We start from the raw sequence: 20,183 nt of genomic DNA on the forward strand, positions 1-20,183 counted from the left end.
GTTTTTTATCATGTGTACGAAAATTGAACAGTGGCGTTTCACCGCTGAAACAGGCGGTTATATTGGATCCATGATAATTCCATCAACAGAGTTATCCACAGGCTGTGGCTTTTTACGGACGTTCTGCCAGGAGCAGGAAATTGCGCGGCGTGAGCGGGGTTTTGCAGAAGGTGCCGAGGCGAACGGTGTAGCCCTGATCGGCCAGGAAAAGTGCCCGATCGAGCACCAGCCAAAGCTCCAACGGGCGTCGAAATAGGCCTCGCAGTAATTCCAGATTGCGCACTTCGGCAAGTCGCCGCCAGCCAGCGGCTTCGAGTGCTGACCAATCCTGCGGGCCGGTTGTGGATAACTCTTTCAACGCGGCCAAATGATGGCAGTAGTCGGCGAAGGGTTTATCCAGCCAGGCACTCGGTAGGGAGGGAGTTGGCAGGTACTCGTCAACGCCACGCAGTTGTCTTTGCAGCAGGTCGAAGCCGAGGCGCCGAGCCATGGAAGTGTCGCGCTGACGTCTGACGCGAGCCCCGGCGGTGACGGTTTCGCTCATCGGCAACGAGAGATCGTCGAGGGAGAGTTGTAGGTCGGATCGCAAACCGGCCGGGGAAAGCGGTTGGTACGCAGTAAGGCTGATTCGGTTATAGCAGCAGGGCGCGATGGCCAATTGTTTGCAGCCTGCGGCGCTGGCCAATTGAATGAGCCGCACGTGCAGATCACCACAAGCATGCAGCGCAACGGGCGTGTGATCGGCATTCAACATCGCAATGGTATCCGCCGCGAGCACATCCTGTTCGACATGCAGCGCATGCAGGTGATGGCGTTGACTGAGCGCCTGGCCGCTGGAAACCAGCGCAGGGTCGTATTCCAGGCAGGTCAGTTGTTGGCCGTGTTGCAGCAACCGTCGACCCAAATGGCCCTTGCCTGAACACCAATCCAGCCAATACCTGGGCGGCGAGGTAAACGACAAACGACTGGCGAACGCTTCAATCTGCTGCCACTTACGGCCCGGCACATCGACATTCAATCGATGCCCGGCCGCTTCCAATGCATGCGCCGGCAACTCGCCCACCGAATCCAGCTCAAGGGAAAGCGCCGCCAACGCAGCAAATGGCTGCGGCGCATCCAGCAAACCGGGTTGGTTATGGCTGCTTTCCGCATCCTCCAGCGACCGTCCCCGTAGCCAAAGTGCCAGTTCCGGGTAGGACGCTTCCCAAGGAAGTTGCAGATGAGTAAACGGACGAGGCTTCCACAACGCCTGATGCTTTATCAGAAAAGCATCCAGCGCCGTGAAACGGGCGAGCAGAGCCTCGCCCGTCAGCACAGGAGAATCAGCGCCCTTGGCAGGCATCGACGCGCAGCCAGCGCTCCAGCAGCTTGAAGCCACGCACCAGCACGTAAGCCATCAGCAGGTAGAACATGCCCGCGGCGAAGAAGATCTCCACCGGCAGGTAAGTCCGGGCAATGATGGTGCGGGCCATGCCGGTCAGTTCCAGCAGGGTCACGGTGCTGGCCAGCGCGCTGGCCTTGAGCATCAGGATCACTTCGTTGCTGTAGGCCGGCAGGCCGATGCGCGCGGCACGGGGCAGGATGATGTAGAACAGCGCTTTCGGTCGGGACATGCCCAGCGCCCGCGCGGCCTCGATCTCGCCCGGCGGGATCGCCTGAATTGCACCACGCAGGATTTCGGCGATGTAGGCCGCCGTGTGCAGGGTCATGGTCGCCGTGGCGCACCAGAACGGATCGCGCAGGTACGGCCACATCGGGCTGTTACGGATCGCATCGAACTGCGCCAGGCCGTAATAGACCAGGAACAGCTGAACCAGCAACGGCGTGCCCCGGAAAAAGAAGATGTAGGCATAGGGAAATGCCCGCACGTACCAGAGCCGCGATGAGCGCGCGATGCCCAGCGGAATGGCCAGCAGCAAACCCGCAATGACGGCGATGGCCACCAGTTCCAGGGTCAGTGTGGCGCCCTGGGCCAGCTTCGGCAGCCACTTGATGATGACTTCCCAGTTCATTGGGTGCTCCTCGCGAAGCCGCGAGCGGCGCGTTTTTCCATGAAGTACATGCCCGTCATGGCCAGAATGGTCAGGCCCAGGTACATGAACGCGGCCACCATATAGAAGGTGAACGGCTGTTTGGACACGGTCACGCCGATTTGCGCGTGACGCATGATTTCTTCCAGGCCGATCACCGACACCAGTGCCGTGTCCTTCATCAGGATCATGAACAGGTTGCCCAGGCCGGGCAGGGCGATGCGCCACATCTGCGGCATGATCAACCGGGTGAAGATGCGAAACTTCGACAGGCCCAACGCCACGCCGGCCTCACGGTGACCTTTGGGAATCGCCAGGATCGCACCCCGGAACACTTCCGTGGCATAGGCGCCGAAGCACAGCCCCAGCGCAATCACGCCAGCGGCGAAGGCGTTCAGTTCGAGGTCGGGATTGCCGAAAAACTCGCCCAGGGCACGCATCAGGTTGACCGTGCCGAAGTAGATCAGCAGCACCCACAGTAATTCCGGGATGCCGCGAACCAGTGTCGAATAAGTGCCGCCAAGCCATTGCAACGGCTTGTACGGGGAAGTCTTGGCCAAGGCGCCGAGCAGACCGAGCACCAGCCCCAGGCACAGGGCCGAGAGTGCCAGTTTCACAGTCATCAGCGCGCCAGCGGCGAGTGCCGGGCCGAATCCGTAGAGATCGATAGTCATGGATTTCTTTTCAATGTGCAGCAGGCAATGCCAAGGGCTGGCGCCGTCAAAGAACGGCGCCGGCCAGGCAAGTCAGAATCAATAGATGCTGAACGGGAAGTACTTGTCGTTGATCTTCTTGTAAGTGCCGTCTTCGACGATTTCTTTCAGGGCAAGGTTCAGCTTCGCGCGCAGGGTGTCGCCTTTACGTACAGCGATACCAATCTTGTCGCTTTCTTCCACCGGGTCGCCCTTGAATTCATACGAACGACCGGCGGCGCTTTTCAGCCATTCGTAGTTGACGTATTTGTCGGCCAGGATGCCGTCCAGGCGCCCGGAGGTCAGGTCCAGATAAGCGTTTTCCTGGGTGTCGTAGAGTTTGACTTCGACGTCTTTCATGTTGTCTTCCATCCAGGTGCCGGCGAGGGTCGCACGTTGTGCGCCGATCACTTTGCCTTTCAGGGAATCCTTGTCGGTTTTGAACTCTTTGTCTTTCGGCGCGATGAACTGCAGTTTGTTCGAGTAGTACGGCTCGGTGAAGTCGACCGCTTGCTTGCGCTCGTCGGTGATCGACATCGAGGAGATCAGGAAGTCGAACTTCTTGGCGTTCAGGGCCGGGATGATGCCGTCCCAGTCGGACGTGACCACGGTGCAATCGACTTTCATCTTGGCGCACAGGGCGTCGCCGATTTCCTTGTCGAAGCCGACGACATTGCCACTGGCATCTTTATTGTTGAACGGCGGGTAGGCCGCTTCGATGCCCATCTTCAGGGTTTCAGCCATGGCACCGGCGCTGAACGCCAGGGTGACGGCGGCAGCCAGGAAGACTTTTTTGAAGTTCTGCATGCGGGTAGCTCCGTTAGCGGTTGCTGGACATGAATTGTTTGCAGCGTGCCGAAAGCGGGTTTTCGAACACCTGCTGTGGCGATCCTTGCTCTTCTACCAAGCCCTGGTGGAGGAACACCACCTCGCTGGACACCTGACGGGCAAAGCCCATTTCGTGGGTGACCAGCAGCATGGTGCGGCCTTCTTCGGCCAGTGCGCGGATGACATTAAGTACTTCCTGGACCATTTCCGGGTCAAGGGCGGAGGTGGGTTCGTCGAACAGGATCACCTTGGGCTGCATGGCCAGCGTGCGGGCGATGGCCGCGCGTTGTTGCTGGCCGCCGGACAGTTGCGCCGGATAGGCGTGACGCTTGTCAGCGATGCCGACCTTGGCCAGCAGGGCTTCGGCGACTTCGATGGCTTCGGCCTTGCTCTGGCCGAGCACCCGGCGCGGGGCTTCGATGATGTTGTCGAGCACGCTCATGTGCGGCCACAGATTAAAGTTTTGAAACACAAAACCAATCTCGCTGCGCAGACGGTTGATCTGCTTGCCGTCGGCAGCCACCAGTTCGCCGTTCTTGGCGGCTTTGAGCTTGAGTTCTTCACCGGCCACCAGGATCTGGCCCTGGTGCGGGTTTTCCAGCAGGTTGATGCAACGCAGGAATGTGGACTTGCCGGAACCGGAAGAACCCAGGATCGAGATCACGTCGCCGTCGCGGGCGGTCAGCGAGATGCCTTTGAGCACCTCGAGCTGTCCGTAGCGTTTGTGCAAGTTGCGAATTTCAAGCGCGGGCGTGGCCTCAGCCATGTGCGTTCCTCATAGTGTTTCGCTCCTGCTGTTGGTTGGCCTTCCTGGCGAGGCGGCCAAGCTAGCATAGCGTTCGAATGGCAGCCAACAGCGCTACGGGCGGTAAACGGGTGGCATGTGGCAGGTTGTCGCATCGGTACAGCAGACTGTCGCGCTGCTATCAACCGAACAGCCGTTTGAACCAGCTGCCCCGCGGGTGTCGCGTAAAAAAGGGCGCGATGTTGCCAGCTTTGACGGGGTGTTGGAAGCGCTAACCGGCCAAACGTTCCTGATCTGCACTTTTATTGTGCGTCGACACATTTTCAGGTGTGTTTCTGGTGCGTTGTTTCGTTCTCAAAGTGGGTCGCAGGGTAACGCTCTGGCGAATTGCCATTAATCTCAAGGACTTGCGATGACTGTCCGGTCACGCCACAGGCCCCGTGCTTCGGGAGTTTGAAACATTTTGGCGCAATTATTGCGTGCAGAATATGGAACGCCCTGTTGGTTTCTTTTTACGAGAAGGAACGCCGGACGGGATGGATGCAAATCGCTTTCCCTTACAAAGGTAGTTTCAATGAGCAGTACCCCAAGCTCCAATGGCCTCGAACAGGGGCTCAAACCGCGTCATGTGACCATGCTGTCGATCGCCGGGGTTATCGGCGCCGGCCTGTTCGTCGGCTCCGGCCACGCCATTGCTGCCGCAGGCCCGGCCGTGCTGTTGGCGTACGCCGCCGCCGGTGCTCTGGTGGTGCTGGTCATGCGCATGCTCGGCGAGATGGCTGTCGCCTCGCCAGACACGGGCTCCTTTTCGACCTACGCCGATCGCGCGATCGGTCACTGGGCCGGTTTCACCATCGGCTGGTTGTACTGGTGGTTCTGGGTATTGGTGATCCCGTTGGAGGCCAATGCCGCCGCGACCATCCTGCATGCCTGGTTTCCCAACGTGGCGATCTGGGCCTTCACTTTGGTCATCACTTTGCTGCTGACAGTGACCAACCTGTTCAGCGTGAAGAACTACGGTGAATTCGAATTCTGGTTCGCCCTGGTCAAAGTCATCGCGATCATCGGTTTCATCGCACTTGGCATCATGGCGATCTTCGGCTACCTGCCGAACAGCCAGGTCAGCGGCGTTTCGCATTTGTTCGACACCCAGGGCTTCCTGCCAAACGGCATGGGCGCGGTGTTGGGCGCTATTCTGACCACCATGTTTTCCTTCATGGGTACCGAGATCGTGACCATCGCGGCCGCGGAATCGAAGAACCCGGGCCAGCAAATCTCAAAGGCCACCAACTCGGTGATCTGGCGGATTGGTTTGTTCTACCTCGTGTCGATCTTCATCGTCGTGGCCCTGGTGCCATGGAATGATCCGGTACTGGCCGCTGTCGGTTCCTACCAGACTGTGCTTGAGCGTATGGGCATCCCGAATGCCAAGCTGATCGTCGACATCGTGGTGCTGGTCGCTGTGACCAGCTGCCTGAACTCGGCGCTCTATACCGCTTCGCGCATGATGTTCTCCCTGGGCAAGCGCGGTGATGCGCCGGCCGTTTCCCAACGCACCAACAAGAGCGGCACGCCGTACTGGGCCGTCATGTTGTCGACTGGCGCAGCGTTCCTTGCCGTGTTCGCCAACTACGTAGCCCCGGCTGCGGTGTTCGAATTCCTGCTGGCCAGTTCCGGCGCCATCGCGCTGCTGGTGTACCTGGTGATCGCGATTTCGCAGGTGCGTATGCGCAAACAACGTATGGCTCGCGGCGAAAAAATCGCCTTCAGCATGTGGCTGTTCCCGGTCCTGACCTATGCGGTGATCATCTTCATCGTCGCGGCCCTGACCATCATGCTGTTCCAGGAAGCCCACCGCGTCGAGATCCTCGCGACAGGTCTGCTGAGCTTGTTGGTCGTGGCTGCGGGCTTGTTCGTAGCGCGCCGTCGTCGCAACGAGCAGTTGATCGCAGCGGTTGCGCGCTGAGTGTTCTGACACTGTAGAAACACAGAAACGACCGCCATCAGAAATGATCGCGGTCGTTTTCGTTTTCATTCAGACGAGTGATCGGGCGTTTACCTGATGGACACAGTGATGGCTAGATAGTAGCCTTCTCGCCGAATGTGTATCTCGCTGTTGCGGGGTGCGATGGAGTTTCAGGACACGGATTGTTCGACGCCCCCAGCCTTCCTGGCTAAAGCCCCGACCCTTTCTTGCCTGCTCCCTCATCTGACGCGAGTCACAGATGCATTTGCGTGTGCTTGCCGTTTAAAGCGCTGCATGGAGAGCCCGGCCATCCAGCCAACCCATTGGGGCATCAAGGAGACAGGCATGGCGTTTACATCGGTTGTGTTCAAAAACCCTAACACCGGTGCCATGAAAGAAGCGCCAATCGGCTTCTCGTGGACCGTGTTTTTCTTTGGCTTTTTCCCGGCTTTGTTCCGTGGTGATTTCAAGTGGGCGGCGATCATGTTCGTCGTGGCCTGCTTCACGTTCAGCCTCAGCAACCTGGTGTTCATGTTCATCTACAACAAGCTGTACGTTAAGGACCTGATCGATGCCGGCTACAAGGCTCAGTCCATCGCCAAAGGCGAACTGGGTTATGCCAGCGCCAAGCTGGGTTTTGATATTCCGCGTCTGGAAGGTGTTGCTGCCTGATTGTTGTTTGAAGGTTTAAAAAAACGGCCGCTGTCAGTGATGACGAGCGGCCGTTTTTTTTCGTTAGCTTTATTCGATTCAATCGGGATGAACCCAATCCTCTACACGTAATCCTGGCACCCGTTCGAACTCACGCAGATTGTTGGTGACGACAATTAACCCTCGTGAGCGCGCATGTCCGGCAATCATTTGGTCATAGGGACCAATGGGCGTTCCGGCCTTCGCTAGCTCGGACCGTATCATTCCGGTATGCGCGGCTGCTTCATTGTCGAAAGGGAAAACTTCAAGGCGGGCTGTGAAGCCTTCAATTACCGCGAGGTTCTTTTCGGGGGTCGCTGATTTTTCGGCACCGTAGATCAACTCCATCAGCGTAATCGCGCTGATGCATAACTGTCCGTCATGCAAGTTGAAAGCTTCTCTGACTATTTGCGGTTTGTTCTTGATGGTGAAGATACAGATATTGGTATCGAGCATGAACTTGATCATCAGAACGACTCACGCTCCTGATCGGCGGGTTGTTGGCGATCAGTCATAAAATCTGTGCTGACGTTATCTCCATCGAACCAGCTATCCCATGTCTCGTCTGCAGGCGTAATGATGCGAGCCCGACCGATGGCAAATACGTTGACCCGTTTGACGTCACTTGGCATCGCCACAGCTTTCGGCAGACGGACAGCCTGGCTTCGATTGCTCATGAAAAGGGTAGTCTGTTCCATTGTGGCCTCCTGCGTTTTTACTGGTGTCTGAGTCCAGAGAATAGATCTCTATTGGGATATGTCAATGGGATATACCTATCCGATGACGAGAGGTCGATGAGCTTTGGAAATGGACATAAAAAAACGGCCGCTGTCAGTGATGACAAGCGGCCGTTTTTGCTTTCAAGGGCGAGTATTTATTCGCTCTTTTCTTCCTGCGCATCCAGCGACTGACGATAGCTGTCCAGCGCATCGCCAAAATCAGTGATGAACTGCGGATCGGTCAGCCACGCCTGTGCGGCATCGCGGTCCATGCCATCGGTCCACATGCGGTAGTCGATCAGCATGTCGGCGGCCAGGTGAGTGGCGGCCATGGCTTCGTTGTCGGCGTTTTCCATGTCCAGCAGTTCGGGGTGGTCGCTGATGATCCCGGCGAGGTCCGACAGCAGGGCCAGCAGCATGTCATTGCGGCTGATGGCTTCGGCGTCGCGCATTTTGCTGAACATCGCCAGGGTGTATTCCGGGATCGGCTCGCCGATTTCGCCCAGGTCATCGTCCAGTGCGGCGGGTTTGCGGCCGTGGATGTTGATTTGTTTGGCTTTGATCTTGGCCCGCTTGGCGCGTTTTTGCTGTTTGTTCAGGGATGCCATTAAATTCAGTTCGCTTTCTGTTGGGTTTGGGCCGCAATGACGTCGGACGCCGCGACATAGTCAGCCTGGAAGGCTGGCGATTCGATCCACGCCAGGGCGCCGGCTTCATCGACTTCGGTGGACCATTGGCGATATTCGATCAGCGCTGCGAGGATGAAATCCATCGCGCCTTCTTCGCCTTCCTGCTCGTACACCAGTTCCAGCAGCGGGTCTTCGAGGAAGGCCATGCACATTGCTTGCTGGCTGATTTTTTCGGCGTCGATCATTTTTTTGAACAGTTCGGTCAGGTCCACCGATTCGAAGTCGATGCGATCGTCATTCGGGTCCAGCTCGACCGGCGCAGCGGCCCGTTGGGTGCGGTTCTGCTTGGCCTTGGCTTTGGCGCGTGTGGCGCGTTTTTGCTGCTTGTTGGCGGAGGCCATGGGCGTCGTTCCGTATTTCGTTGAGTGGGCAAGTCCATCAGCTGCGTGGCACGCGCCGCCCGGGTGTGTCGGGGGCCAGTTCGCCGGTCTGCAACCAGGACAATGCAATGGGCCATAGTGTGGCTTGGTATGCGCTGCGAAAAAAGGCGAAATGTCCGACTTCTTCTTCGCCGATGTCTTCGGGGGCGATTCGCAGGTGGGTATTTGTGCTGTGGGTGAAGTAGCCGAGCAGGCGCTCGATGGCGGCAATCGTACCGTATGGGTCATCGCTGATGCTGATGGCCAGGGTTTTTGCGGTGACTGATGCAAAGGGAAGCCGGCCGGTTTTTGCGTGCATGAGGCGACCACTGGGCCGCGTTTCGTAGCGAGCCGTGGGGGTGCTCCAGTCGCGAACCACCGCAGCGGGCGTGTCCTCCAGCCAGCCGAGGCGTTTGCCGGGGAAGTAGCCGTAAAGCAGGGTCATCAACGGCATCACCACATGCCACTTGCCGAACATCCGCCAGCGATGGGCGGGCGCATAGTCGCGCCAGTAAGCGAATTGCGCGCCGACTGTCACCAAGTGCCGAATCAAATGCCCGGACGCTCCCAGACCCGCTGCACAGCCTCCAAAGCTGTGACCGACGACATCAATGGGCTGGCCTGGGAATTCGCGCTGCGCGCGCTTGAGCATCGCCTCGAAATCCAGCGCGCCCCAATCGGACCATGACGCCTGCAACCCTTTCAGCGACGTTGGGCGCGACTCGCCGATGCCGCGGTAGTCATAGGTGATGACATCGAAATCGTTGGCGAACAAGTAGTCGGCGAAGCGCGAATAATGCCGGCAACGAACCGAGGTGGCCGCGTTGATGATGACGACCGGGCGCGCGCGGTCCTGAGAGGCGTGCCGCCAAGTGAAGCCGCCGAGGATGAAGGCGTCTGCGGCGGGCTCCTTGAACGGTTCGCCAGCAGTATCGGTGGTCAGCGACAATTCGATCTGAGTTGGTGCCAGTGAAGGCATGTCCTGCAAATTCATCGGCTTTGGACCTTTGCGGGTAGTTGCCAACGATAGTCCTCGTGCAGCTAGTGGACAATCCATGTGTTTAGAGGCGGATTTGATCGAGCAGGCGCTCTTCTATTGCCGCCCGTTCCCGGTCCAGCTCAGCGCGAAGTTCGTCTTCGCTTGGCAGCACTAGTTTGTATTTGCTGGCGAACAGTTGTTCGTTCCCCTGTAATACTGAGTAACGCACCACTGACTCGTTTTTTTGAGCGCAAAGAATGATGCCGACGGTTGGACCATCTGCTTCCTTGCGCTTAAGGTCGTCGTACATGCGTACATACATGTCCATCTGTCCGACATCCTGATGGGTTAATTCGCCGCGCTTCAGGTCGAAGATGACGAAGCAATTGAGCAAGTAGTTGTAGAACACCAGATCGATATAGAAGTCTCTGCCTTCGGTGCTTATTCGTTGTTGTCGAGCGATAAATGCAAAACCTTTTCCCAGCTCAAGCAGGAAGCCCTGAAGTTGCTTGATGAGTGCTTGTTCAAGTTCGGTCTCCAGTATCACCCCGGTATCGGGCAAACCAAGAAACTCCAGCATCACGGGATCTCTAACGAACTCCCTGGGATTGTCGTTCATCGCGTGGATATTCGTAATGGCTTCTGTCATGACGGCAGACTTGTCCCGACTCATAAGCAGGCGTTCGTAGTAGAGGGTGCTGATTTGGCGTTCCAGGGCGCGGCTTGACCAGTTTTGGTTGGCAGATTCGTCCATGTACCACTTGCGCGCCTTATCACTGTCGACTCGCAGCAGCCTGCGGTAGTGGGTCCAGCTCAATTCGAGACGCAGTGCGTCTCGAATTGGAAACGCCTGATAAAACAGCCGCATTTTTCGCAAGTTGGTTTCGTCAAAGCCTTTCCCGAACTCCGCTGTCAGTGCCTTCGCCAGCGTCGACAGAAGCTGTTTGCCATAACCCGCCCGCCGAGCCCCCTCCTGCTCGAACTCGACAATATGCCTACCAATCTGCCAGCAGGTTTGCACCTGAACGGTATCGACCGCTCGCAACACCTTCTGGCGTGCCTGACGTATCAGTTCCCCAAGGTTTCCCACCAGAGAGGCGAGTTGGGGATCTTCAGTGATTTCGGTTTTGACGATGCTCATGAAGTCTTCCGCGGCTTGGAGAAACGGCGAAAGAGCATGCCAAGAGAAGGCAGGGCGGCGATGCAGGGCGCGGCCGGGATATCCGCAGGAAATGCCGGATTCGTTTTGCAGGAGCAATCCGACTGAAATGCGTGCTTGAGGAATACAACGCGTAGTCCATTTCGCAGTGAGCCCAAGTACCAATCAATCTAAAACTTGAGCATCCAGCGAGAAATCCAAAAGGAGTAACGATTGGGTTCCGTGGAACCCGGGAGCCACCATCATGAAGTCCATCCATTCCCTCATGTTTTCCATCGCCACCATCGGTGTGCTGATGTTTCCCGCCATGTCAGGGGCCGCGAGCCTCGAGCCCATCGACAGCACAGGCGTGCAGATTCAGCGCCAGGAACAGAACGGGATTACCTATCTGTCCGGCGGTATTGGCGAGGATGAAGCGAAGGCCATTCAGCAAGCGACCGGCTACAACCTGCACATGACCTTTTCCATTGGGCCGGAGGGCAAATATGTACCGGATGTTGAATTGGTTATCCAGAGTGCTCAAGGTCAATCAGTGCTGACACTCAGTCAGGCAGGGCCTCTGGTTTACGTCCAGTTACCGGCCGGCAAGTACACCGTGGTCGCCACCCGTAATGGTGAGGAAAAGCGCGACACGACAGATGTCGGCAGCGCTGGCGTGCGTAATCTGGTGTTCAACTGGAAGGGTGATGAGTGACGGTGGCAGTCCTTCGAGACTGCCCCTCGCCAGTTGATCAGGCTTGCGTCGTCTGGCCACGCAGGATCAGTTGTTTACGCTGCTCTTCAGGCAAGTCGTTGATGCAGTAGTTCACGTAAAAAATGTTCAGGAAGAAGGTATAGAACCCGTTCATGCGCAGGTCGATTTTGTGCTCGTTGAGGGCGTATTCCGACAGTGCGTTTTTTGCCTTGAAGGCCCATACGATGTACAGCGCGTTCAATGCGATCAGCAAAATGCCGGAAAGCGAGTCGAACAACACGTCGCCCAGGTTCGACAACGCGCCGCTCCAGCCAAGGCAGACGGCGACCCAGATGACGTAGGTGTCGTCGACCACTTTGATTTTCGTGGTTTCGTTGATCTTCTGGTTGCTCTTGTACAACCACAACAGCAAGTAGATCCCGGCGGTCGCAATCGACAGCAGGACCATGTTCAAGGTTTTGGTGTTGACCTTGTCTTTCAGTTCATTGATGTCAGACATAACTGTTCCATGTTCAGGACTTTCGAGAAGGGAGCGTGCCTGGAAGGCTGGCTTCGTGTCGTCGAACAGGGGAGGGCAGTGTTTTGCGGGGAGGGGTGAAATGCACGCACTCCTTGCGCTGTCTCTATCCTGTATCGGCTGATTCGGATGCGGGGCATCGGGATCAATGTCGGCTTTATTCCATGCACGGGGGAAATAATAGCATGGTGCCATCATCGAGACGGCGTACTAAAGCGTGATTGTTTTCCGGCAGCTGTGCTGCGGTGGATTGTCGTTATCAAATCCCAGGCATAAAAAAACCCTGAATCTTGCGATTCAGGGTTTTCGGTATTTGGTGCCAGAGACGGAATCGAACCAATGGCTACAGGCTAAGTGTTTAAAGGCGTCCAAGTTTTCTGATTGTTTTTCTACTCACAAATCTACTCACTTTTTTCAGTGGTGCCCCCTTTTTCAAGCTTTTTGGGTGGCGATTGCCAGGTGGCCGTTCAGATTTGAGCGGTCGGATGAACGGCTCGTTCACCCTATGGAGATTCAGCCGGGATTGGATCGATTGCCATGCCTTCCACCGCTGGCGAATTGTCCTTGACGGGCATTTGACGAGCTGCGCCCAATGCTGCCCGATAGAACCGCGCCAGCCCATACAGATCAGGGCGTTCAGTCAGACGCTGGCGCATGGTCGCCTGACAATCCGTCAAGCCCTGTCAAATATTCCGTCAAGGCGGTCAAGGCTCCAGCCATTTTGGATGGGGGTGCGCTGCTCTGACACGGCTCAGCCGCCTGCGCACCAGGTGTGCCACTGCTTTTCCGGCATTCTGTCTGCTGGCGATGGTCAGGTTCCGTCTAGAGCCTGTCCATAATCCGCCTTAGGTCTGCCAGGGAGATGAGACGGCCAGGCCGGCTAGTTTGACGGCCCTCGCACTAGATAAGGCTTGGACGCCCACCCTGCGCTGATTTTGTCTCATGCCTGTCTCACATTCCGTCAAAGTGCGGTCAAAGTGTCATCGGCCTTTTGCGAAAATAGGCGGGTGATTTCCTCAAACGAAAAAACTTCGCCAATGTCCAGAGTACGGACAAAACCGTTCTCGCCGAAATCTATTTGGGCATAACTCCCGTCAGTTTGTCGGAAGACAATATAGGTCTCGCCCTCCACGCTAATCTTGTCGCACAGGTCACGGAAAACATACCTGATATCGGCTGTCAGGCTAAGCCGTCCGGTCATCAGATCCACCAACAGGACGAGCTTTTTCCCGTTCTTGTTCGTCACCGAGTACGTCCAGTCACATAGGCACCTCTCGCCTATGCCGCCCGCCGTCCACAGCGAAAGAAAGTAATCCGTCATGGACATATCAAGGCGCACCGCCTCAAGCTTGTAATCCCAGTAGGCACGGTGGGGGATCACAAAGCTCAAGCGCTTTGGTGGCTTGCTTTCGTCGTCGGGTTTGCTCATGCGTTGTGGCTCTCTTTCTAGAAGGCCCAAATCTTGTGGATATACCGGGCCATTGAAGTGTCCAGCGCCCGAGCCTCATCCCTGTAAAGGTCAAGCTCAACCCACCACTTAGTGAAGTGGGGCATCTTGTGTTCGGGCCATTCGTGAGGTGCGCCGCAGTGTAATCGTAGGTCATTCATGGGGTGTTTCCACAACTGGGTCATTAGGGCCGCTTTGGGCCTCATCAATGGGGTTTGTTTTCCCAAGCATGGAATTCGCCTTTTTAGGGGCGTGCAAATGAACAGATACGCTCATTCATATGGCGTTTTAGAGAGGGCCGGTGTTACCAGGCAAATGGTAACTTTTGGTGGAAACCAAAGTGGAAACTTACTTTGGAAACCCTTAAGACTCGTATTATCTGTCGTCGTTGGCGCGGCACCCGACTATTGATCCATCACCAGGCGGCAGGCCTAAGTCATTGCTTTTTTCCAGATATAAAAAGCCGCCAAGCTGACGGTTTGTATGATCTATCTCACTGACTATTTTGTGTACTTGAATGGTTCTGGCGAGGCCAGCAGAGGTTCGGCCTTGTCCCACGTGCCCCTGTATCCACGGACTGAGTACGAATACCCCGGCTTCAAATCCAGGAGAAGCCCGCGCAAATCACCACCAGCGCACAAAGCATTGTTTTTGATGCTCAGCTGTACGAGGCCGGGTTTATGGTAGAGCTTCACCGACTTTCCGCTGCTTGTTTCTGCTGCAAGCCGATCATTTAAGAAAACCTGCATACCAGCACCGAAGCAGCTCATGGCGCCTGCATCCTGCGTGAACACGATCCTGGCGTATTCAGGGCCACTTGGGCGACCGAACGCATAAACATCTTCAGCTGACACCTGGCGCGCTTGGTCGGGCGAAACCCTAGTCGTCTCGCAGCCGGCCAACGCAACGCAGGCCATTCCTAATAACAATAATCGTCTCAATTCGCGCACTCCCGTAGATGCAGTCAATTTAGCATCATGCGGGCGCCGCATCAGTCTTCTTTACCAGTCAGACATGGCGCAGCGAGGGGTGTAGTCGATCGCACGGCGCGGCATGGTGCTGGGTGCAATTCGTATTTATTCTGCGTAGTCCGGACCTGAATTTTCCTTGACGGATATTTGACGAGCCCTGACCACTTACTTGTACGGAAAGCTGCGCCAGCCCCTACAGATCATGGCTTTCAGCTTGGCTCTGGCCCATGGTCGGCTCGGAATCCTTCAAACACGGTGAAAAAAACCGTCAAGGCTGGGTCAAGGTTAGCTTTCCGTGTTAACCAGCATGATATCCACTGACCTGGGTCGCACCAGCCTCGCGTAAGAGGTGCGAACCAGAGGTGCGAACATCGAAGCGCACTTGCTGGGTGCGCCTCAGCGAGTGCGTACCGATGGTGCGTACCAGTCTCCGTACCAATGCCGGACAACACTGTCTCAGAGACAGTTTTGCTCACTCCTTTTGCGTGAAAATCCTGCGCGACGCGGTGCGTGAAACAGCACGTTTTGCTGTTACATCAGCTGTTACACGGCCCCAGTACGTGAATACGCTGCGTAAATGACTGAGTGAAGCTTTGTTGGGGACGGTTTCGCGCACTTCAACTGCGCGACGGACGTGCGCGAAACACTGAGCGAAAACACTCCGATAGGCACTTGACTCGGCTCATTCATGGGGTTCGGTTTCCCCAAATGGGTTTTGATGGTTTTGTGACCAGCGGAAAGTGGTCACTGATGGTGGTCACCGTGCTTGGTCACCGACACGGTATCCAGTCATTAGAGACCTCAAACCGTGGATACCAGAGTGGATACCTCGCGATCCGGTCAGCGCCCGCGACTTAACAAAACTTAACCTTTTTTCAGCGCGAAAACCTGCCAAAACCTGACATTTGGAAGGCGGCGGGGGCGGGTAACTTTGGTCACCACTCATTGATGGGGAGTAACCAGGTAGGGTGGTTACTTTTGGTGGTTACCGCGGTGGTTACCACGATCGGACAGTAACCGGCGAGACAGACCATATGGTCTCAGTGGGATCATATGGTTTGCCTCACCCGCGCCACGTTTTCGTGATTCGCAGATCGTGGCGCGGATAGTTGCCGCCTAGAGCTTGTGAGCTTTACTCAGTGAGCCGCCTGGCCCGAGCACCTCAGAAAAGGATTGCTCGTATCCGGTCTGCATATGTCGAGTGCAGAGCTCAACGAGTTCGTGAATATCAGGCCCGACGTCGTCTCCACACTGCAGGACTGCCATAATCCGCCCCATGACCTCGGCATTCAGCTTTGCCCGTTCGCGCCACAAGTGAGGCGCAACATTCTGGTCGACGTCCTTGAATAGCAATGGCGCGATAGCGGTGCTGATGACGCTCACTAGCTCGCCAACATCCAAATCAGATACTTTCATCGATTTCTCCTTATGAGCTGCATTGCCGGCCCGTTGCGCTTCAGATCTCCTAGCATTATTTCGTAGGCCCTGTTCGACGCGCGCGTCATCGAGTCTTCCATTCGTGCAAGCTGTTCTTGATCGGGGTTTCCGTTAACCGTTAGGTTAATTATGATCGGAGGCAGCGATGCTTGGCTGGCCTGGGCGCGGCCGTTCTGTGTGACGGATGATCCCACCGCAGTCGAGCCGACGTAACCCCCATTCGCATAACCCTTCTCGCTTGCATTCATGTGCTCCAGAAATTCCCGGGTGCCCGGTTGCGATACCACGTCCTTGCGGACCACGAACTCACCGCCGTGAACCACGCCTTTTGGCTCATGCTTGCCGCCGTCACCTGTGTAGCCGCCGTCTGAGAACCCATACGTCGAGGTGTACCCAGCCGACGACGCGCCGAGACTTGAAGACGTCGCGCCAGCAGAGCCGGCAGCCAGTCCGTTACCCGCAGCAGAAGCCCCTGCACCGGCAAACCCGCTGAACAGTGTACTGAAGATGCCAACCGCCGCCTGACGCACCTGGATGCGGATCAGATCAGCAATGATGCCGTCCGCCAGATCCTTGAACGACAACTTTCCGGTTTTTGCGAACTGGACGAGGCTGTCTTCCATGTTGCCGAAGGCATTGGTGAATAGCGATTTGCTTTGTCCGGCCACATCAGCAGACTGCTCGGCGTAGTTCTGAAATGCCGACCTTGCGCCGTTCGACCAGTCAGCCTGGGCCTTATCCACTTTGGCCCAGCCATCCACCATGATTGCGACCTGCTGCGGGAATAACTCCTCGGTGATATTGATCTGGTCCTGCAGATCCTTGCGCTGCTGGTCGGTTGATGCTCTGGCAAGCTTGGTGCGCAGATCTAAGACGCGGTCGTTGTGATCGCTCTCCAGCTTCAGTCGCTCCGAGGCTCTTTGTGCCTCCTCGGAACCCTGACCAATAGCAGCGGCCGCCTGGTTAGCTGCTTCCTGCTGGGTCTGAAGCTGCTTCTGGATCTGTAGCCGGTACTGCTCGGCCTGGCTCAATTCTCCAGTTTTGGCGATGACCGCGGCGTAATCCTTTGATGCCTGGCCCAGCGCAACACCGTATTGCTCCTGGGTGATCTTCCCTTTCGAAAGCGCAAACTGAAGCTTTTCCTGGGCCTCAGTCAAATCTCGAACAGCCTCTGCCGCCGGATCTGCCTTTTTGTAGAGAGCATCGAATGCGCTCAGCGCAGCGCTCAGCTCGCCTTTTTCGCTTGGGCCTTTCGGGGTTTTAGTCGGCTTGTTCGGCGTGGTGCCGGCAACAATTTGCGCCATCTGCTCCTCAGCCAATTGCTGGGGAGTTTTTCGCGGAGTGACAGGCGCGGCTGGTGCAGTATCGCCATTGGTCAGCAGCCCATAACCGCTAAGGCTTTGTTTTGGCTGATCAACCAACAGCAGATTGCGACCCGCGGCCAGGTTGACCGACTTATCGATGATCCGCTGCATTGCACTGACTTGCCGGGCCGAGCTCTCTTCAGCCGCCTTCGCGGTATCGCTAAGGGCTTTCTTCTGCGCGGCAGCAGTATCCTCGGCGGCCTGCATGGCGGCATAACTCGCAACCAGAAGAACCTTCAGGCGCTCCTGCTCGGCCTTGTTGTTCTCCTTGACCGCATCCTGGTACTTGTTGAGCAGGTCGGTCTGGGCTGCGATGGCCTTGGCCTGCTCTTGCTGCGCCGCATTGGCACCCATCTTGATTGCGGTATATGCGGCCTCAGCTGCTGCGTTTGCACCAACCAGATCGCGAGTTTTCGTCAGCTGGTCAATGTACTTTGTCCAGGCCTGCGCATTGCTCTCCACCGAAGCACCAGCTGCGCCCTGGGATTTCGCCAGGCCGGATGCTGCAACAGAGGCTGAATTTGCAGCGCTCTTGCTACGATCCAGCAGTTCGCCATAGCGTTGAGATGCCTCATTGCTAGTGGAGTAAGTATTCGCCAGACCGATCAGTTGGGTTTTGTATTCGGCGGACAGCTTGGTGTTATCGCCAAGCCAAGTGGTCAGATCGGCTAGCGGCTTCTGTCCATTTCTAACCTCGTCGAACATGCTTTGGAATTGCCGCATTGATGCGCCAGCCGACGCGCCTGTGATGGACAGACCGGTTTTCGCCGTGGCCTGATACAGATCCAGAGCCTTGGCGGCTTCCTCGGCCTCCTTTTTCTGGTCGCGCATCCAGCCCGACGCCTGGAATTGCTTCTGCTCGGCATTCAGGCTCCTGAACTTCTCGATCTGATCATCCAGTGCCAGACCTTGATCGATTAACGATTTCGTCGCGGTATCGTTGCTGGAGGCGAGGTAGATCGCCCCGCCCGCCAATGCTGCAAGGCCGAGCGTGACCAGCCCCATCGGACCGCCAAGTGCAGCCATTGCTGCCGCGCCAGCCGAACGAGCCACTGCGCCGCGCGACTCCGCAATGTTCAGCGCGTTCTGAGCCGCCGTCTGCGCGGCCAAAATTGCAGCACCCTCGGTGCGCGCCGCGTTCAGCGCAACCGTCTGCTGACCAACCACGGCGCCCGTCGCCAGCTCGGCCTGTCTTGCGACTGCCAGCCTTGCCTGAGCGGCAGTCAAGCTTTCTGTTGCGGCGAGCTGGGCGGTGGACAGTCGCACTTCAGCAGCCGCAAGCTGAGTAGTGATAGCCGCCTCAGCAATCCTGATTTCGGCAAGCCTCGAGTGAGATGCGGCGAGGCCTGTTGTATTGATCTGCGCCTGCATCCTTGACACTTCAAGCTGACGATCCGAAGCCAGCTGGGAGGCTGCAGCCTGAAGTTGTACAACCGAAAGAGCTTCTGCCTGCGTAGCCAGGGCGAGACCAGACTTCAGTTGCCGAACATTTGCAAGCTCAGACTGCGTAGCCGCCACTGCCTCGCTGCGAGCATAAATCGCGCGAGCAAGCCCAGCCTCGGTCGAGGCGACCACTATGCTTTGAAGCGCAACAGCCTCGGCTACTGCGGCAACCTCACCCTGCCTTGAGGCGATTATTTGCTGATGAGCCGCCGCGGTGTCAGCCAGTCGAGCCTTGACCGCCAGCGCCAGGGAGCTTGACAGGCCGACTCCGACCTTTACGGCATAGGCTCCCGTGATCGCCATCAGCGCATCGGTATTGGCAACCACCGTTTTCAGGCCGCTACCACCGACAGCAACGACATTGCCCAGGCCGGTCGCGATGGCTTGGATGCCGCTGATGACTTCTGGTTTTGCCAGAGAATCGGCCAGCGCATCGACGGAACTGATCAGCGGGTTGATGTCGATCTGACCGACAGCGGCCAGGAAGTTGTTTTTCAGCGCCGTCGATGCCTGCTCGAACCGGCGCGGCATGCGATCAAGTTCTGAGTTGAGCGAGGTCAGCGATTTAAGCAGGGCGTTGGTCACGACCTCGGCAGTGATCTTGCCGTCGGCGGCCATCTGGCGAATCTGGCCGTTGGTGACGCCCAGGTATTCGGCCAGAGCTCGAGTGATGCGCGGGCCTTGCTCCATGACAGAGTTCAGTTCCTCGCCGCGAAGCGTGCCAGATGCTAAGCCCTGGGACAGCTGAATCGCAGCGTTGGATGCCTCCTGCATGGTTGCGCCGGAGATTACGAATGCCTTGTTAATGGCATCGGTCACGCCAAGCAATTGCTCGGTGGTATAGCCAGCGCCTCGGGTGGCGTTTGCCAGGCGGGCATACAGCGAAACGGTAGACTCCAGCGAGCTGCCCGTGTTGTTCGCCATCGTCAGCAGTTTCTGGAACGAATCGCTCGCTACCGAATTCGACGAACTAACGAGCGCCAGAGAGCCCTGCATGGACTTGAAGGCATCGGTCAGGCGGATGATTTCACCAACCACTCGACTAGCGCCCAGGGCTGCGAACGCCGCGCCCGCCGCTCGCGCTGCTGTGCCTGCACCGCTCATAGACTGGGATGCCTGGTCCCCGACCACAACAAGGTTGTTTAGGGTGATCCGAAGCTGCTCGCCATTACGCTGGGCCTGCCGCGAATCGATGATGATATCCAGGCGACTGGATTGCTGAGTCATAGTGCTTCTCCTGAAATTAAACACACGCCGGGAGGCAGGGGCTGCCTCGGCCAAGACGAGTTACTGACAATGACGGGTACAAGCTCAATCTCGCGCAAAGCACATCTCCTCTAAGAACGCAGCGGTACCGAGCCTGGCCGACGAACAGCCATTGCTGTGAAGTGCGCTGCAAATTGAACAGAAAAACTCGCGACACAATTTGGTGATTCGCGAAACGTGTCGCGGAT

Annotated in this window: 19 protein-coding genes; 3 read left to right on the top strand and 16 right to left on the bottom strand. The window is 57.0% G+C overall.

The genetic code is table 11. The features are described 5' to 3' along the window. Positions 1–112 precede the first annotated feature (112 nt). From QMX98_RS08325 to QMX98_RS08345, 5 genes are all read right to left on the bottom strand, one after another. Positions 113–1,342 (bottom strand): methyltransferase, encoded by a 1,230-nt coding sequence (locus tag QMX98_RS08325; RefSeq protein WP_282410541.1) that lies wholly within the window; start codon positions 1,340–1,342, stop codon positions 113–115. Then, positions 1,323–2,012, bottom strand: coding sequence for an ABC transporter permease (locus QMX98_RS08330; protein WP_282410542.1), 690 nt, complete (start codon positions 2,010–2,012; stop codon positions 1,323–1,325). Before QMX98_RS08330 ends, QMX98_RS08325 begins: the two co-directional genes overlap by 20 nt. Next, positions 2,009–2,704 carry an ABC transporter permease gene (locus tag QMX98_RS08335; RefSeq protein WP_010464638.1) on the bottom strand — a complete coding sequence of 232 codons (696 nt, stop codon included), beginning with the start codon at positions 2,702–2,704 and terminating at the stop codon, positions 2,009–2,011. Before QMX98_RS08335 ends, QMX98_RS08330 begins: the two co-directional genes overlap by 4 nt. Before the next feature lie 78 nt (positions 2,705–2,782). Beyond that, a complete protein-coding gene (locus QMX98_RS08340) occupies positions 2,783–3,529 on the bottom strand; it encodes an ABC transporter substrate-binding protein (protein WP_282410543.1) in 747 nt (248 codons plus the stop codon). A 13-nt stretch (positions 3,530–3,542) separates the two neighbouring features. Next, positions 3,543–4,316: an ABC transporter ATP-binding protein gene (locus QMX98_RS08345; protein WP_007897462.1), complete on the bottom strand. Its 774-nt coding sequence runs from the start codon at positions 4,314–4,316 to the stop codon at positions 3,543–3,545. Between the two features lie 553 nt (positions 4,317–4,869). Between QMX98_RS08345 and gabP the strand changes: the two genes are divergently transcribed. Together gabP and QMX98_RS08355 are read left to right on the top strand one after the other, a co-directional pair. Further along, entirely contained in the window at positions 4,870–6,261 is a 1,392-nt protein-coding gene (gabP, locus tag QMX98_RS08350; RefSeq protein WP_282410544.1) for a GABA permease, read from the top strand. 345 nt (positions 6,262–6,606) lie between these two features. Then, positions 6,607–6,933: a hypothetical protein gene (locus tag QMX98_RS08355; RefSeq protein ID WP_010464627.1), complete on the top strand. Its 327-nt coding sequence runs from the start codon at positions 6,607–6,609 to the stop codon at positions 6,931–6,933. Between the two features lie 78 nt (positions 6,934–7,011). On the opposite strand, the gene vapC is transcribed toward QMX98_RS08355, so the two are convergent. From vapC to QMX98_RS08385, 6 genes are all read right to left on the bottom strand, one after another. Continuing rightward, the gene (gene vapC / locus QMX98_RS08360; RefSeq protein WP_010464625.1) at positions 7,012–7,419 is read right to left on the bottom strand and encodes a tRNA(fMet)-specific endonuclease VapC; all 408 of its coding nucleotides are present in this window, start codon (positions 7,417–7,419) and stop codon (positions 7,012–7,014) included. Next, positions 7,419–7,649, bottom strand: a complete 231-nt coding sequence (gene vapB / locus QMX98_RS08365; RefSeq protein WP_083375253.1) for a type II toxin-antitoxin system VapB family antitoxin — start codon at positions 7,647–7,649, stop codon at positions 7,419–7,421. Before vapB ends, vapC begins: the two co-directional genes overlap by 1 nt. A 176-nt stretch (positions 7,650–7,825) precedes the next feature. Continuing rightward, a complete protein-coding gene (locus QMX98_RS08370; RefSeq protein ID WP_154911946.1) occupies positions 7,826–8,278 on the bottom strand; it encodes a hypothetical protein in 453 nt (150 codons plus the stop codon). Positions 8,279–8,283: 5 nt separating this feature from the next. Then, positions 8,284–8,700 (bottom strand): hypothetical protein, encoded by a 417-nt coding sequence (locus QMX98_RS08375; RefSeq protein ID WP_010464618.1) that lies wholly within the window; start codon positions 8,698–8,700, stop codon positions 8,284–8,286. Positions 8,701–8,737: 37 nt separating this feature from the next. Next, the gene (locus QMX98_RS08380; protein ID WP_102593458.1) at positions 8,738–9,712 is read right to left on the bottom strand and encodes an alpha/beta fold hydrolase; all 975 of its coding nucleotides are present in this window, start codon (positions 9,710–9,712) and stop codon (positions 8,738–8,740) included. 67 nt (positions 9,713–9,779) lie between these two features. Continuing rightward, positions 9,780–10,838 carry a PDDEXK nuclease domain-containing protein gene (locus QMX98_RS08385; protein WP_221108042.1) on the bottom strand — a complete coding sequence of 353 codons (1,059 nt, stop codon included), beginning with the start codon at positions 10,836–10,838 and terminating at the stop codon, positions 9,780–9,782. 262 nt (positions 10,839–11,100) lie between these two features. Here QMX98_RS08385 and QMX98_RS08390 point away from each other — a divergent pair, with 262 nt between their 5' ends. Further along, positions 11,101–11,550, top strand: coding sequence for a hypothetical protein (locus QMX98_RS08390; RefSeq protein ID WP_010464612.1), 450 nt, complete (start codon positions 11,101–11,103; stop codon positions 11,548–11,550). Positions 11,551–11,587: 37 nt separating this feature from the next. Here the strand turns inward: QMX98_RS08390 and QMX98_RS08395 are convergent, their stop codons facing one another. The 5 genes from QMX98_RS08395 to QMX98_RS08415 all read right to left on the bottom strand — a co-directional run bounded on the left by QMX98_RS08395 (position 11,588) and on the right by QMX98_RS08415 (position 19,956). Next, the gene (locus tag QMX98_RS08395) at positions 11,588–12,049 is read right to left on the bottom strand and encodes a DUF4234 domain-containing protein (RefSeq protein ID WP_010464610.1); all 462 of its coding nucleotides are present in this window, start codon (positions 12,047–12,049) and stop codon (positions 11,588–11,590) included. Positions 12,050–13,028: 979 nt separating this feature from the next. After that, positions 13,029–13,496: a hypothetical protein gene (locus QMX98_RS08400; RefSeq protein ID WP_282410545.1), complete on the bottom strand. Its 468-nt coding sequence runs from the start codon at positions 13,494–13,496 to the stop codon at positions 13,029–13,031. 518 nt (positions 13,497–14,014) lie between these two features. Then, the gene (locus QMX98_RS08405) at positions 14,015–14,455 is read right to left on the bottom strand and encodes a hypothetical protein (protein ID WP_282410546.1); all 441 of its coding nucleotides are present in this window, start codon (positions 14,453–14,455) and stop codon (positions 14,015–14,017) included. A 1,146-nt stretch (positions 14,456–15,601) separates the two neighbouring features. Continuing rightward, entirely contained in the window at positions 15,602–15,901 is a 300-nt protein-coding gene (locus QMX98_RS08410) for a hypothetical protein (RefSeq protein WP_282410547.1), read from the bottom strand. Further along, positions 15,898–19,956 (bottom strand): phage tail tape measure protein, encoded by a 4,059-nt coding sequence (locus tag QMX98_RS08415; protein ID WP_282410548.1) that lies wholly within the window; start codon positions 19,954–19,956, stop codon positions 15,898–15,900. The genes QMX98_RS08410 and QMX98_RS08415 overlap by 4 nt, the downstream gene beginning before the upstream one ends. Between the last annotated feature and the right edge of the window lie 227 nt (positions 19,957–20,183).

Origin of the sequence: Pseudomonas sp. PS02303 (assembly GCF_029959925.1) — a bacterium.
GTDB lineage: Bacteria > Pseudomonadota > Gammaproteobacteria > Pseudomonadales > Pseudomonadaceae > Aquipseudomonas > Aquipseudomonas mandelii.